Origin of the sequence: Acinetobacter kookii (assembly GCF_900096895.1) — a bacterium.
Lineage (GTDB): Bacteria > Pseudomonadota > Gammaproteobacteria > Pseudomonadales > Moraxellaceae > Acinetobacter > Acinetobacter kookii.
On sequence record NZ_FMYO01000001.1, the window covers coordinates 901,027 to 916,203 of the forward strand.

Consider the following 15,177-nt stretch of genomic DNA (forward strand, 5'->3'; position numbering starts at 1 on the left):
CTATGACTCCGCAACTAAACCGTATTCTTTTGCCTGTTCCAAATCGACAGTGACTAATTTTGAGGTGCCCGGTTCTGGCATGGTAACACCTAACAAATCGGTTGCCATCGTCATTGCAACTTTATTATGGGTAATGTAAATGAATTGCACCTGTTCAGAAAGTTCTTTTACCAGGTTACAAAACCGCCCCACGTTGGCATCGTCCAAAGGTGCATCGACCTCATCCAGTACACAGAACGGTGCCGGATTTAAACGGAAGATGGCAAACACCAATGCCAATGCCGTTAATGCTTTTTCCCCCCCAGAGAGTAACGCCAGAGAACTGTTACGTTTACCCGGTGGGCGCGCCATTAGTTTTACACCCGATTGCCAGTCATCTTCAAGGCTTAAACTGGCTTCTCCGCCATTAAATACTTTAGGGAATAAATCTTGCAGCTCATGATTGACCTGGTCGAAGGTGGTCATAAACAATTTGCGGGTTTCCTGATCAATACTCTTCATGGCGCCTTGTAATTGATCGACCGTTTTTTCCAGGTCTTCAATCTGATGACTCAGTTCTTCAAAGCGTTTGGAGACTTCCTCATATTCTTCAGAAGCTGCCAGATTGACCGCACCCAGTTTTTCAAAGCGCTGCTGTGCCTGTTCCAGCTGTTTTTGATGGGCAACCAGATCAATATTCAGGCCGCCAATCACCTCGCTATTCAATGCAGCCAATTGCTCTGAATAATGCTGAAAGTCCGATTTGGCCACTTGCCAGGCCAGACGCTTCTCTTCTAGCTGGCCACGCAATTTCTCGTCTTGCTGCTGGTGCTGATGACGCTGTTCGGTCAGGTGCTGCTGTTTTTCCTGAACACTGTTCAGCTCAACCTGCCATTCATTCCAGGTCTTTTGCAACTTTTCGGTCATTTGCGCCTGCTCGTTGAATTGCGATTGCAGCGCTGGCAGTTCCAGTTGCACCGGATCGACAAACTTTTTCGCCTGTTCCATTTGCGCAATAATCTGCTGATACTGTGCTTTTGAGAATGAAGCATCTTTTTCCAGCAATTCAATTTGCTGCCGGGTTTGCGTGACCTGACGACGTAGCAGCTCCAATTCCTGTTGCGCCTGCTGCCAGGTGTGCTGGGTGTTTTCCAGCTGTTCGGTCAGTTCCTCAACCTGGAATTGCAGGGTCTTATAATTCGGTAAAGCCTGTTCCAGTTTCAGGTTTAAGGCATGCAGGTCGATTTCCAGATCATCTTTCTGCATGGCATCTTCTTCCAGCTGCTCATCCAGCTGTTGAAGCTGACTGGCCAGTTGCTGTTTCTGAAGCGAAAAAGCCTGAGCCGTACTTTGTACTTTGGCCATGTTGACATCCAGCTGCTGCAACGCTTTTTGCTGCAGCTTTAACTGGTCTTGCTGATCTTGAATGCCTTTTTGCAGCGTTTGAATCTGTTTTAGCAGTTCCGGCAATTGCTGTTCCGCGGCTTCAAGCTGTGGCAACTGCTGTGCCAATGCTGTTTCAATTTCTTCCAAACGGATACGATGAATCAGTGCCCCTTGTCCTGCCTGACTGGCTTCATCATAAAACAGGCCAATCACCCAGTCCTGAGCCACCTGATAACCATCCAGCGTCAAGATGGACTGACCAACGCCCAATTGCGACTGTAAAGCCAAAGCCTGATGAAGATGATCTGCAACTGCCACCTGCTGCCAGATGGAATGCTGCGGCGATTCAATCCATTCGGCCAGACAAGGCAAACCGGCCAGTTGAATCTGCCCTTGTACAAGCTGAACCTTCAGCTGACGGGCAATACTTTCCGTGAAATCTGCATTGGCATCCAGTACTTGTGCAGAGAGCCATTTGGCCAAAAACTTTTCAATCAGATTGGCATGCTCTTTGGCCTGATCTTTGAGCTTCAACACCTGCATCAACTGCACGGCATTGTTCTGGACTTTAGGGCTGTTCTTGATCAGCAACTGATGGAGGTTTTTCTGTTCCGACTGCAACACCTGAATAGCAGACTTCAAACTTGAAACATTATTTTTTTGCTGCGCATACTGGGTCTGTGCCCATTCTAATGTCTGTTTCTGCGTTTGAATGGCTTGTTCCAGCTGTTCAATCTGCTGAGAGAGTTGAACTTTTTCACTTTCCAGCTGTTCAATATCCTCCAGCTGGTCCTGATTTTGAATCTGTGCGGCTTGCTGTTGCAGGGTCTGCTTTTGCTGTTCAATCCGGGCAATATTTTTAGCGAGCTGCTCACTTTGCGCCAACATCTGCATTTTTTGCTGCTGCTGTTTTTCAACCTGGGCTTTGACCAGTTCAAATTGCTGTTGCACCTGTTGCTGCTGCGCTTTCAAATCCCCCAGAGTTTGGCTCTGGTCCTGTCCCTGACTTTCTTGCTGCTGTAATTGTTCAGCCTGCTGCTCATGCTGAGCTTGCAAAGTTTCAATTTGCAATTCAATTAGTTGCAGCCGTTCTTTGGTCTGTAGTTTTTGCTGTTCCAGCTGACTCAAAGTTGTCGTATTTTGCTGGAACAAGGACTGCTTCTGTTCCAGTGTCACTTTCAGTTCAGACAGTTTCTTTTCTGCCTGTTGCCATTCATTTTGCAACGGTGTGGACTGCTGAATCAGGCGCTGGAATAACTCGCTGGTCGCGGTCAGGTCATGTTCCAGGGTAATAAGTTCCGAACGCACCAGCTTGAAGGTTTCGCCCAGCTCATTCATCTGCACCGTATATTCTTGCTGTAAACGGCTGCTTTGTTCACATTGAAACGACAGCACTTCCACTTTAATGGTACGAATCCGGGTTTCCAGTTCTTTATATTGAATGGCCGTTTCGGATTGACGTTTCAGGGTTTTCAGCTGGGATTTCAGTTCCGCGGCAATATCTTCAAGGCGGGATAAATTCTGCGTGGTGTGATCCAGATGCAACAGGGTTTCACGACGGCGTGCCTGATAACGTGAAACACCGGCAGCCTCTTCAATAAATACCCGCATTTCTTCAGGTTTGGCATCCACCAGACGGTTAATCATGCCCTGTTCAATAATCGCGTAGGAACGCGGACCCAAACCGGTTCCCAGGAAAATATTGGTAATGTCACGACGACGGCATTTGGTGCCATTTAAAAAATATTCGGACTTGCCATCACGGTTGACCTGACGACGCACCGCCAGTTCATTATAGGCATTATAAGCGCCACCGAGCTTGCCATAGGTATTGTCAAAACGCAGTTCGACACTGGCTACACCGACAGGTTTTCGTTTCGCAGTTCCGGTAAAAATCACATCCTGCATGCTGCCGCCACGCAGCTGGCGCGCACTGGATTCCCCCATCACCCAACGTATGGCATCGATCACATTGGATTTACCACAACCGTTAGGCCCAACCACAGCGGTACGATTCGCCTTGAAATGTAAAGTGGTACTATCGGCAAAAGATTTAAAGCCGGAAAGTTTTAAGCTGCTTAAACGCATAATGTCCTGATCAACGTCGTGAACGTCTTGCCCATGCAAGTTCGATTTGTTTCATCCGTGTCAGAGATTCCAACACAAGGTTGCGCAAGTGTCGACAAAAATCATCCATAAATAAAGTAGCTTGTTGTGATTTTCGGATCAAAACTGCATCAGTCACCAACTTGAACAACTCAAATGATTCCTGCAGTTCACGGTTTGAGATATTTAAGGTTAAAAAATAGCTGCGGCGCAGTGAAGGTAATAGCTCCTGATAGACTTTCATCAAGTAAGGATTGCCGACCATTTCGTGCTGGCGTGACAAGCCCTGAAAGATTAGATCATAAAATTTTTCAGTATGGCCGTGACGGGTTTCTTCATGCAACTGTTCAAGCAATGTCTGAATTCTTTCGGCTTCATGCGGACGCCAGGTTTCGGCCATGCGCTGCACGATTTGGCCACAGAGCAATGCACACATCTCAAACAGGGCACGTACCTGCTGGGCAGACATTTCCGAAACAATCGCCCCACGGCGGGGATAGATTTCGATCAGCTGCGTACGCTCCAGCAACAGTAATGCTTCACGTACCGAACCACGGCTGACATCCAGTTCAGATGAAATGCGCAACTCCTGAATGCGCTCCCCCTCAACCAGTTCACCGCGAATGATTTGCTCACTAATATGCCTGGCAATCTGCTCGGACAAACTGTCCTTTTCTTGTTCTTGCATACTGTTCCTATCTTGTTTTTATAAGATGCAATCAAAAAAACTTTTGAATAAATCCTGATTGTTACTTGCTTTTTTACTTGATTTTAATTGCAAAAAATATGACATTGTCAGACAATTTTCAAGTCGTAAAAGCCAATATCAGGGTGTGATAAGCGGATCGAATACAAGCGTCTATCCCCTTTCAGCTTCTCTCTTTAGCCCTATTCTCCATCATAAGTAATTCATTTAAAATAAAAAAATAAATTTAGTTTTAATTCTTTCATTTCCAAAAACAACAGAATAAGTGATATTCCGGTGTGTATGTAAAAAACCATAGCACACCTTCTCATCTCTTTTATATCGTTTTTTCTAAATTAAAAAAAGGTCGAAAAACCTTGATAAATAAAATACGAACCGACAGTTGCCAACAGGCAGGCAAAACATCTTTTCAGCATGGCTGGCGATAACTTATGCGCCACTTTTGCACCTAATTTCGCTGTCATGAAGCTCATGACACTAATGCCAATAAAGGCATAGATATGCACATAGCCAATGCTATGCGGTATTTCAGCCTCAGTATTGGAACCAAACCACATAAAGCCCAAAGCACCGGCAATGGCAATCGGCAAGCCGCCTGCGGCTGAGGTGGCCACCGCTTTCTGGATTACCACGCCATGACGGCTTAAATACGGTACGGTCAGACTGCCACCGCCAATACCGAATATGGCAGAGGCGACCCCGATTCCGCCTCCGGCCAGGATTTGCATGGCTCGGGAAGGTAAATGATGACTCGGGTCCACCGCTTTGCTTGCGCCATTAAACATGGTGTAAGCCACCCAAAGGGCAAAAAAACCGATCAGCAATTGCAAACCCTGACCCGACAGATAATCCGCAATCCCTGCCCCTAAAAATGCCCCTAAAGCCAGTCCGGGTGCCAAGTTACGAAATACATCCCACATCACCGCGCCTCTTTTATGGTGCGCTGTGACCGAGCTGATGGAAGTCACAATAATGGTGGCCAGCGACGTGCCTACGGCCAGATGCATAATCACCGAAGGATCATAATGTAACTGGGTAAATACAATATAAAGAATGGGAACAATAATCAGGCCGCCACCTACACCAAACAGTCCAGCAGCAAAACCCGCCATTGCACCAATCAATAAATATATGATTAACTCCATTATTCACATTCCACAGTTACTTAGATTTAAATGGATTTAGAGACCCGACAGCTGCAAAAAATCCTGGATGATGCCCATCAGCTTCCTGAAGTTTTGCTACTCAAACCCATCACCACATCGACCAATGACGATGTACGTGAAATTGCACTAAAAGGCGTACAGAGTGTTCTGGTTTGCAGTACCCGGCAAACTCAAGGTCGTGGACAGCGCCAACGACAGTGGGTATCCCCTAAAGGCAACATCTATTTAAGCACATTGCTGAATACGCGAACAGCCATTGATGGCCGGCTTGCGCTTGAAATTGCACTGAATATTTTACAAATGCCGAGTTTGCAAAATTTAGATTTGCAAGTGAAATGGCCAAACGACCTGTATAGTTGCCAAGGTAAATGGGGCGGCATTCTGGTTGAACCGATTTCCCCGCATCAGGTCATTGTCGGTGTCGGGATTAATCTTGAGCCTGTTCCCAAAGCACAGATTGACCAGCATGCGACCTCACTGCGTGAATTAGGATTACAGGATATTTCACGTATTCAACTGATTGCAGAACTGTTTATGGCCATCCAGCAAGCCAGCGCATGGTTTGATCATGACTGCTATAACCTCGCTGCACGCTTTAATCATTATGCGGCTTTTAAAGATCAGGCCGTTGAATTTGAGCATCTTTCGGGAGTATGTTCAGGGATCTTCCTGGGCATTCAGGATGATGGTTCGGTCACTATTGAAACCTCTGACGGTTTAAAACAGTTTTATCAAGGGCGTTTACGCCGCCTGGAGACCTCTCTTTAGAGAAATGCAATGAAGAATTTATGGCTGGATATCGGCAATACCCGACTCAAATACTGGATTACTGAAAATGACCAGATTATTGAACATGCGGCAGAATTGCATCTGCAATCTCCTGCCGAACTGCTATTGGGCTTAATCCTGCATTTTAAAAATCTGGATTTACAGCAAGTCGGGGTATCTTCCGTTCAGGACAAAAAAAATAATGAACGCATCCAGAAAATTCTCAAGTTTTTAAATGTGCCTGTCACTTTTGCCAAAGTGCATGCCGAATATGCCGGCCTGCGCTGTGCTTATGAAGATACCAGCAAGTTCGGGATAGACCGCTGGCTGCAAATGCTGGCTGTGGTAAATAATCCAGCGCAAAAATACTGTGTGATCAGTTGTGGAACTGCGCTGACCATTGACCTGACCGATGGCCTGCAACACTTGGGCGGTTATATCCTGCCCAATCTGTATTTACAGCGTGACTCCCTGATTCAAAATACCAAAGGCATCAAGATTCCCGACGCAACATTTGATGAGCTTAGCCCGGGTCGCAATACCATCGATGCCGTTCATCACGGCATTCTGCTCAGTCTGGTCAGCACCATTGAAAAGGTCCTGCAAAAATACCCCAGCCAACTAATTTTAACCGGGGGCGATGCTTCGCTATTTGCCAAATATCTTGCCCAGTATCAGCCTGTTATCGAGCCGGATCTGCTGCTGAAAGGCCTGCAAAATTATATCTATTCCTTGGCCGAGGCCTGATTTTCAGAAATAAGATAAGGCTGTATGACCCGCCAGACTTCGGGCAGTTCGGTACAGCCTTCTGAATCGATAAAATGCCCCTGATGCTTGGCTGCAATCAGTTCGGCATGCAGGCTTTCCGCCTGTTGAATACTGCATTTGGGCGGTACATGCTCATCCCCTTGCGAATAAATCACCACGCGATGCTCAATCTGGCGTTTTAGCAATTCAAAATCAATCCGCGCAGCATCAATAAACGGGTTCACTTCATTCAGACGTCCCAGACGCCCATTAAAACCGGCAATCAAAACCAGCTGTTGAATGCGCTGATGAATTAAATGTTTGGATAAATAATGCATTGCCGCAATAGTCCCCAAGCTATGCGCAATCACAATACTGTTTTCATCCAGACGACCCACCTGCTGTTCTATCTGCGATTCCCAGACTGACAGTCGGGGATGTATTGATGGGTCCAGACGCAAAATGTTCACACTAAAATGCCGTTCAGCAGCAAGCCGTTGCAGCCAGGGATACCAGTTTTCTTCCGGGCTGGCGGTATAGCCATGTATGACAATCACTTGAGCCATTGTTGGGGTTCCATTGCAGCAAGTGGCTCTAGTGTGCAATAGGCTCAGCCGGAATGAAGTGATTCATTTGTTGGTGTTTTTATAAAAAATGCATCACTGAAAATATTTATTCGGCAATTTAAGCCATTACTTGCTAACAGATTACAAGAGACTCTGGCTAGATGAATGATGCAGCAAAGGTTTCAGCACATCCCAGACCTGGTTAAATTCATCAAAACCATCGCTGCGCATAAAATGCCCGGCATGGTTTACCTCCTGCATCTGGGCATTAATGTAATGCCCGAGTAATACGGCTTTGGGTGGTGACACATAAGGGTCATTGCAGGAAAACAGTAAAAAGCGGGTTGCAATCTGTTTCTGCAAAATGGCCATGTCTAATTTTGCCTGACGGATAAAACCGTCCAGTTCAGGCAATGCGGTGAGTTTATCCTTAAAGCCAGCCACTAAAATCAGCCCTCTAATCTGGGTCTGGCTCAGTGCCTGGGTTAAAAAATGCAGACTTGCAAGACAACCTAAACCATGCGCGACAATAATGCTTTCTGGATCTAAACGGGGTATTTGCAGCTGTATTGCAGCTTGCCAGTTCTGAAAATTGGGCGCACTCGGATCGGGCAAGGTCAGCCGTCTTGCCAGATGTCCTGAATGCTGGATTTGCTGGCTGAGCCAGGGGAACCAGTGATCATTGGCGGATGATTGATCACCATGAACGATATAAACTTTCTTTTTAAATTGTGACATAGGATTTCTTCTTATTTAAAAGTGTTTATCAGGTCATCTTTTTGGAATTATTTTATTATGATATGCCGCTTAGAATCAAAAAATCCAGCCTGTTTGTCACAAAAGTGGCTGGATTTTTTCAAAGTGTTTCTAGCATAGAAAAAAGGCAATAAAAAAGGCGCATTACGCGCCTTTTTCTGATCGAACCTCAAGGCTCCATCTTATTTCTGATCTTTATTACCAAAGAGTGGACCCATACCGCCGCCACCGAACTGTTTTTGCATATTGCCCAATGAACGCATCATTTTTGCCATACCTGATGGATTGGCAAACTTCTTCATCATTTTCGCCATTTGCGCATGTTGCTTGATCAGTTTATTCACTTCGGCAACATCCATACCGCAGCCGGCAGCAATACGTTTTTTACGGCTCGGGTTCATCAGGTCCGGGTTACGGCGCTCTTTAATGGTCATCGACTGGATAATCGCTTCCATCTTTTTCACTTGCTTTTCAGGGTTTGCCTGCGCAATTGCGTCTTGAATACCCGAGTTGCTCATGCCTGGAAGCTTATCCAGGAAGCCCATCATGCCACCCATTTTGTTCATTTGCTCAAATTGCATCAGCATGTCTTCAAAGTTGAAGCTGCCGCCTTTTTGCAATTTTTTCGCCATTTTTTCGGCTTTTTCTTTGTCGATCTTGCGTTCAACTTCTTCGACCAAAGAAAGCACGTCACCCATGCCGAGGATACGCTGTGCGATACGCTCAGGATGGAATGGCTCAAGCGCATCAAGTTTTTCACCCATACCCAGGAACTTGATTGGCTTGCCGGTAATCGCACGTACCGAAAGTGCTGCACCACCGCGTGCATCACCATCGGTTTTGGTCAGGATCACACCCGTTAAAGGCAAGGCATCATTAAAGGCTTTAGCTGTATTTGCCGCATCCTGACCGGTCATGGCATCGACCACGAACAGGGTTTCGGTTGGCTTGATGGCAGCGTGGAGCTCTTTAATTTCGTCCATCATTTCATCATCGACGTGCAGACGACCTGCGGTATCGACAATCAAGACATCAGCGAACTGAATTTTAGCCTGTTCAATTGCACGGTTGGCAATGGTAATCGGTTTTTCGTCTGCGCTGGATTCAAAGAAAATCGCGCCTACTTCACCTGCTACCGTTTGTAGCTGCTTGATTGCCGCTGGACGGTAAACGTCGGCAGAAACCATGGCCACTTTTTTCTTTTGACGCTCTTGCAGGAAACGCGCAAGTTTTGCCGCCGTGGTGGTTTTACCCGCACCTTGCAAACCTGCAAGCAGGACAACTACAGGGGGTTTGGCTGCAAGATCAAGGCTTTGATTGGCCTCGCCCATCATTTTGGTCAGTTCGTCATGTACAATTTTGACGAACGCCTGGCCCGGTGATAACTGAGTCATCACTTCTTGGCCCAATGCCTCTTCCTTAACTTTCGCGATGAACTCACGAGTTACAGGTAACGCCACATCGGCTTCAAGAAGTGCCATACGCACTTCACGTAACGTATCTTTAATATTGTCTTCGGTTAGCTGCCCTGAGCCAGTAACATTTCTTAAACTCTGCGTGAGTCGTTCTGTTAAGGTATCAAACATTGCAAATTCCGCTTAAAATAGCCGTGAGCAAAAAATTGTTTCTTAAAATAGAAAATTTATGCATAGAATGCTATAGGATACTGTAGTTCGCATCGAATTTATATAAATGAATATTCATCATCCTGAAAAAGGTTTGACATGATTAGCCTGCCCCTGGTTTACACGATCTTAGCATTAGTCGCTTATACCTCATCCTTCTGGTATCTGTTTATTCACTTAATGTCAAAACGTGATCCAAACCATTGGTTTTTAGGGCTTGTTCTCGGTTTAGGGTTGTTGTTGCATGGCGGTGTTCTGTGTAGCGATATGCTGACCCCTTCCGGCATTAACTATGATGTTTTTGTGTTAATGTCATTTACCTCCGGTCTGATGCTGCTGCTCAGCCTGCTGTTCAGTACCTTCCGTCCTATTCTGGCGCTGAATTTACTCGGCATTCCGGTTGCTGCAACCGGCCTGATTTTAGGTTTTGCCTTAAGCAAATCCAATCAGGTGATTGAGCAGCATTCCTTAGGTTTAGACATTCATATTATTTTGTCTTTATCGGCCTATGCGGTTCTGCTGATGGCGACCATTCAGGCCGTGATTTTGTGGTTTCAGAACCGTGAATTAAAGAATAAAACCAAAAGACTCTGGGTCAATTTATTGCCGTCGTTTCAGGCCATGGAATCATTGCTGTTTGATTTAATCATTACCGGTTTTACCTTGCTGACTTTAGCGCTTGGTTTTGGTTTCTTTACCATTGAAGACTTCTTTGCCCAGCATTTGGCGCATAAAACGGCGTTTAGTATTATTTCCTGGTTTGTTTATGGCTTCCTGTTAATTGGCCATTACCAGTTTGGCTGGCGCGGTCAGAAAGCCATTCGCTTTACCCTCATTGGTTTTATGCTATTGGCGATTGGTTTTATTGGTTCCAAGTTTGTGCTGGAAATGATTTTGGGACGTTAAGAAGATAAGTAAAAGCCCCCTGAGCTGGCAGCTAGATAACGGCAATGCTAAAGCAATGTCTGCTGTTGAAAAAGAATACTCAAAAAATTACCGTGAATGACAAAGGGGTTGAAGGCAATTTGCAATATGAATCCAATCTCATTCAACCGATCGTCAATGGTGATAAAGAAGATCAATATTGCTGTTTATAATTCTGATACAGACCTGGCTTATGCTTGAATCTGCTTAAGCCAAGTATTGGATTAACTATTCTGTTTAATTTGATATTCTGCATCAAACACCTGATAAGTCAGCCGCTCTGCTGAATCTTCTGATAATGGTTCAACTTCATGCAGAGACCTAAGGCAACGCTGGGTCAGCTGAATATATTGCTCGGTGCCTTGGCTTTTCCAGACAATTTCTTTGGCGTCCAGAGGACGCATGACCTTGGCAGGGCTCCCCAGCGCGAGTGAATTTTCAGGAATTTTGGCTTTGGCTTTAACCGTGCTATTGGCGCCAATAATGGTATTTTCACCAATTTCTGCCTCATCCAGAATTACGCTGTTAATTCCGACCAGCACATTCTTGCGAATAATACAGCCATGCAGGATGGCACCATGTCCGATATGCCCATACTCTTCCACCAAAGTGACACTTTGAGGAAAACCGTGAATCGTGCAGGAGTCCTGCACATTGGCATTTTTCTGAATCCGGATACCGCCAAAATCGGCTCTTAAGGTGGCAAACGGGCCAATATAAGCCCCCGCTTCAATCACCACATCGCCAATCAGGACCGCAGTCGGATGCACATAAGCTTGGGGGCTGACCACGGGGATCACACCATCAATGGCATAACAAGGCATAATTTTATTCCTTTAAAATCGAATTGAATTAATAGCTGCTTTCTTCCTGACGCAAACCACCAAAACGTTTATAGAACTGTGGATGTACCGGGGGCATCGAACCTTCTGAAGTACGCGCAAACTCCATAAAGAATTCTTCACCGGCAGCCACGACAGTCTGATATAGATTAGTACTTAAATTACGCGCATTGATCGATAGCCAGTTGGATGGCAATAATTCAAATGGCAGATTCGGATCTTTTAATAAAATACGGCGATATTGATGAATCAATAAAATCCGTAGCTGAAAAGCCTGCATCGGATTCAGATCATCTTCATTTTCGACCAGATGAAAAAATTCTCTAAATACAGTAATGAATTTTTCATAGCGTTGATGCAGCTCCTGAACCGGCCAGTTGGTTTCCACCATCCGTTTTATGGTTGGATAAGACTCTTGCCACAGCAGTAGCGCTTCTGCCTTAAACACCACCACCTGATCTGTCATTTTTAAATTCAACAGCAGGTTTTGCAGCTTCTGGTGATCACAGCCCGGATACGCCATGACATTCGTAGCAATATTGGCAAAGCCGAGCCATTCCAGTTCTTTTTTCAATACCAGCTTATTTTCCAGTTCAACCGAACTGAGCAGTACCAGATCCCATTTTTGATCCCATTCCTGATGGCTAAAACTGTAAATCTTTTGATCCGCCATAATAAAACGCTGACGACTGCTTTCAGTCACCCGGTAGTAACTGGTACGGCCAATTTTTTCCGACACCAGCCAGCCGTTTTGTACCAGGCGGAAGACCGCTGTACGCACCGATCTTTCATTAAAACCAAACACATCCATCAACTGAATCAAACTGGCCAGACTGATAATGCCACCGTGGTGAAAAATACAATCCCCAAAAATGGTCATAATCAATGAAGTACCACTGAGTGCTTCATTGTCAATAAAGTCATCGATGATTTGTTTTAATTTCGAATTCATGTCGTTTAACTTTACCTTGTAAACACTGGATGACAGTGCAGATACCTGTCATCCAGTAGAAGTTATGCAGATTTCCGGATATCAAACACACGCTGTGCCTTACCTTCGGAACGTGGCAGACTGCCTTCTGGCAATACCTCCACACTCACACTAATACCCACCATGGTTTTAATCTGGCTCTTCAGCTGATTTGCTAACTGATGCGCCATAATATCGCTACTATCTTTACGCATTTCGGTGCGAATATGCAACGTATCCATATGTCCATGTTTACAAATATGGATTTGGTAGTTAGGGATCAGTTGATGGATCTGTAAAATCTGCTCTTCAATCTGGGACGGAAACACATTCACGCCACGGATAATCATCATGTCATCACTGCGTCCGACAATCTTATCCATACGGCGCATGGTACGCGCTGTACCTGGCAATAAACGGGTTAAGTCACGGGTACGATAACGAATCACTGGCATGCCTTCTTTGGTAATGGTGGTGAAGACCAGTTCGCCCAATTCACCATCTGGCAGTACTTCACCGGTTTCAGGGTGAATGATTTCCGGATAGAAATGATCTTCCCAAATGGTTGGACCATCTTTGGATTCCAGACACTCCATGGCTACACCCGGCCCCATCACTTCGGACAGGCCATAAATATCCAGGGCATCAATACCAAGACGCTCTTCAATTTCCTTGCGCATCTCATTGGTCCATGGCTCTGCACCAAATATGCCGGTTTTAATCGAACAGTCTTTGGCTGTGCCGAATTTTTTCTCCAGTGCCTCAATAATATTCAGGCAATACGATGGCGTCACCATCAGTGCTGTCGGCTTAAAATCATGAATCAATTGGGCCTGACGTTCCGTTTGGCCACCCGACATCGGGATCACGGTTGCACCCAGGCGTTCCACGCCATAGTGTGCACCCAGACCACCGGTAAACAGACCATAACCATAAGAAACCTGAATGGTATCCTTACTGCTCAAACCGGCCGCACGCAGGGAACGTGCCACCACATCCGACCAGGTATTAATATCATTCTGGGTATAACCCACGACCGTTGGCTGACCTGTGGTTCCAGAGGAGGCATGTACACGTACAATCTGCTCCTGCGGTACGGCAAACATGCCGAACGGATAGTTATCACGTAAGTCCTGTTTGGTGGTAAACGGGAATTTGGCCAGGTCTTCTAATGATTTGAAATCATCAGGATGTACGCCAGCTTCATCAAATTTCTTTTTATACACGGCACTGTTTTGATAAGCGTGCTGGAGTGTCTTTTTCATACGCTGAAGTTGGACACTGCGTAACTCATCTACCGAAACCGTTTCAATCTTTTCCATTGCATTGTTATTCATATTCTTACTCCTGACGCAGTCGTCCTGACCGCGATTTATTGCCTTAATTGAATGACATCCTTCATCTACTTTTCATCGATGTTTAATCGATATTTTCTAAAATCAGTGCAACTCCCTGTCCGACACCAACACACATGGTGCAGAGCGCATATTTGCCTTTACGGCGTTTTAATTCTTTCATTGCGGTGATGACCAGACGGGTGCCACTCATGCCCAGCGGATGACCCAAAGCAATTGCACCGCCATTCGGGTTAATTCTTGCGTCATCATCTTGCAGGCCCAGCTCACGAATTACAGCCAGTGACTGTGCAGCGAACGCTTCATTCAGCTCGATCACATCCATCTGTTCCAGAAGGAGTCCGGTTTGTTTCAAGACTTTCTGTACTGCGGGCACCGGTCCAATGCCCATATATTTAGCTTCGACACCGGCACTGGCCAGCGCTACAATTTTCGCTTGAGGACGAAGACCATGCTGCTCGGCAAACTGCTGATTGCCCAGCAGAACACAGGCAGCACCGTCATTGACACCGGAAGCATTGCCGGCAGTGACTGAACCGCCTTCTTTACGAAATGGTGTTTTTAAGGCTGCCAGATTGTCCAGCGTTGTCTCTGCACGCGGGTGCTCGTCCTGGGAAATGGTGAGCGTGGTTTTCTTCGGACCTTTCACTTCTACCGGCAGGATTTCTGCTGTGAAAATACCGTTTTGCTGTGCTGTGGCCGTTTTTTGCTGACTGCGGTAGGCAAACAGGTCTTGGTCTGCACGGCTAATCTGATATTTTTCAGCGACATTTTCAGCCGTTTCCGGCATGCTATCGACGCCAAACTGCACTTTAAATTTTGGGTTGATAAAACGCCAGCCAATGGTGGTGTCATAAATTTCAGGGGTACGGCTGAAGGCAGTAGTCGGCTTAGATTGCACATAAGGTGCACGGCTCATGGATTCTACGCCACCGGCCAAAATAAATTGTGCTTCACCCGATTTGATACTGCGAGCAGCCAGACCAATGGCATCCAGACCTGAGGCACATAAGCGGTTCACGGTGAGGGCTGGAACAGAATCCGGCAGCCCTGCGAGTAAAGCAGCCATACGCGCCACGTTACGGTTATCTTCACCGGCCTGATTGGCACAGCCCAAGATCACTTCATCCAGTTCTGCCCATGGCAAGGCCGGATGTTGATCTTTCAGATATTGAATCGGTAGCGCCGCTAGATCATCACTACGGATACTGCTCAGTCCACCGGCATAGCGTCCGATCGGAGTGCGTATTCCATCAAAAATATAAACCTGTTCCATGATTG

Annotated in this window: 14 protein-coding genes; 4 read left to right on the forward strand and 10 right to left on the reverse strand. The window is 46.0% G+C overall.

The features are described 5' to 3' along the window. The 3 genes from smc to BLP85_RS04360 all read right to left on the reverse strand — a co-directional run bounded on the left by smc (window position 1) and on the right by BLP85_RS04360 (window position 5,322). On the reverse strand, window positions 1-3,453 hold the full coding sequence (smc, locus tag BLP85_RS04350) for a chromosome segregation protein SMC (protein WP_092818884.1): 3,453 nt from the start codon (window positions 3,451-3,453) through the stop codon (window positions 1-3). Between the two features lie 10 nt (window positions 3,454-3,463). Then, entirely contained in the window at window positions 3,464-4,159 is a 696-nt protein-coding gene (locus tag BLP85_RS04355; RefSeq protein WP_092818885.1) for a GntR family transcriptional regulator, read from the reverse strand. A gap of 353 nt (window positions 4,160-4,512) precedes the next feature. Then, window positions 4,513-5,322, reverse strand: a complete 810-nt coding sequence (locus tag BLP85_RS04360) for a sulfite exporter TauE/SafE family protein (protein WP_092818886.1) — start codon at window positions 5,320-5,322, stop codon at window positions 4,513-4,515. Between the two features lie 30 nt (window positions 5,323-5,352). Between BLP85_RS04360 and BLP85_RS04365 the strand changes: the two genes are divergently transcribed. Together BLP85_RS04365 and BLP85_RS04370 are read left to right on the forward strand one after the other, a co-directional pair. Further along, window positions 5,353-6,111 (forward strand): biotin--[acetyl-CoA-carboxylase] ligase, encoded by a 759-nt coding sequence (locus BLP85_RS04365; protein ID WP_092818887.1) that lies wholly within the window; start codon window positions 5,353-5,355, stop codon window positions 6,109-6,111. 9 nt (window positions 6,112-6,120) lie between these two features. Further along, window positions 6,121-6,858: a type III pantothenate kinase gene (locus BLP85_RS04370; RefSeq protein ID WP_092818888.1), complete on the forward strand. Its 738-nt coding sequence runs from the start codon at window positions 6,121-6,123 to the stop codon at window positions 6,856-6,858. On the opposite strand, the gene BLP85_RS04375 is transcribed toward BLP85_RS04370, so the two are convergent. From BLP85_RS04375 to ffh, 3 genes are all read right to left on the reverse strand, one after another. Further along, complete coding sequence (locus tag BLP85_RS04375) at window positions 6,837-7,424, reverse strand: RBBP9/YdeN family alpha/beta hydrolase (protein WP_092818889.1); 588 nt, start codon at window positions 7,422-7,424, stop codon at window positions 6,837-6,839. The two genes, BLP85_RS04370 and BLP85_RS04375, sit on opposite strands and share 22 nt — an antisense overlap. A 141-nt stretch (window positions 7,425-7,565) precedes the next feature. Then, window positions 7,566-8,162, reverse strand: coding sequence for an RBBP9/YdeN family alpha/beta hydrolase (locus BLP85_RS04380; RefSeq protein ID WP_092818890.1), 597 nt, complete (start codon window positions 8,160-8,162; stop codon window positions 7,566-7,568). 200 nt (window positions 8,163-8,362) lie between these two features. Next, complete coding sequence (ffh, locus tag BLP85_RS04385; protein WP_092818891.1) at window positions 8,363-9,766, reverse strand: signal recognition particle protein; 1,404 nt, start codon at window positions 9,764-9,766, stop codon at window positions 8,363-8,365. 138 nt (window positions 9,767-9,904) lie between these two features. Between ffh and BLP85_RS04390 the strand changes: the two genes are divergently transcribed. Both BLP85_RS04390 and BLP85_RS14925 read left to right on the forward strand, forming a co-directional pair. Beyond that, a complete protein-coding gene (locus BLP85_RS04390; protein ID WP_092818892.1) occupies window positions 9,905-10,711 on the forward strand; it encodes a cytochrome C assembly family protein in 807 nt (268 codons plus the stop codon). Window positions 10,712-10,755: 44 nt separating this feature from the next. Then, window positions 10,756-10,902, forward strand: coding sequence for a hypothetical protein (locus tag BLP85_RS14925; RefSeq protein WP_171259609.1), 147 nt, complete (start codon window positions 10,756-10,758; stop codon window positions 10,900-10,902). A 51-nt stretch (window positions 10,903-10,953) separates the two neighbouring features. Here the strand turns inward: BLP85_RS14925 and BLP85_RS04395 are convergent, their stop codons facing one another. The 4 genes from BLP85_RS04395 to pcaF form a co-directional block, all read right to left on the reverse strand. Further along, window positions 10,954-11,553 (reverse strand): gamma carbonic anhydrase family protein, encoded by a 600-nt coding sequence (locus BLP85_RS04395; protein WP_092818893.1) that lies wholly within the window; start codon window positions 11,551-11,553, stop codon window positions 10,954-10,956. A gap of 28 nt (window positions 11,554-11,581) precedes the next feature. Further along, on the reverse strand, window positions 11,582-12,523 hold the full coding sequence (gene paaX / locus BLP85_RS04400; protein ID WP_092818894.1) for a phenylacetic acid degradation operon negative regulatory protein PaaX: 942 nt from the start codon (window positions 12,521-12,523) through the stop codon (window positions 11,582-11,584). A 62-nt stretch (window positions 12,524-12,585) separates the two neighbouring features. Continuing rightward, window positions 12,586-13,878, reverse strand: a complete 1,293-nt coding sequence (paaK, locus tag BLP85_RS04405; RefSeq protein ID WP_092818895.1) for a phenylacetate--CoA ligase PaaK — start codon at window positions 13,876-13,878, stop codon at window positions 12,586-12,588. 82 nt (window positions 13,879-13,960) lie between these two features. Then, the gene (gene pcaF, locus BLP85_RS04410) at window positions 13,961-15,172 is read right to left on the reverse strand and encodes a 3-oxoadipyl-CoA thiolase (RefSeq protein WP_092818896.1); all 1,212 of its coding nucleotides are present in this window, start codon (window positions 15,170-15,172) and stop codon (window positions 13,961-13,963) included. Window positions 15,173-15,177 lie beyond the last annotated feature (5 nt).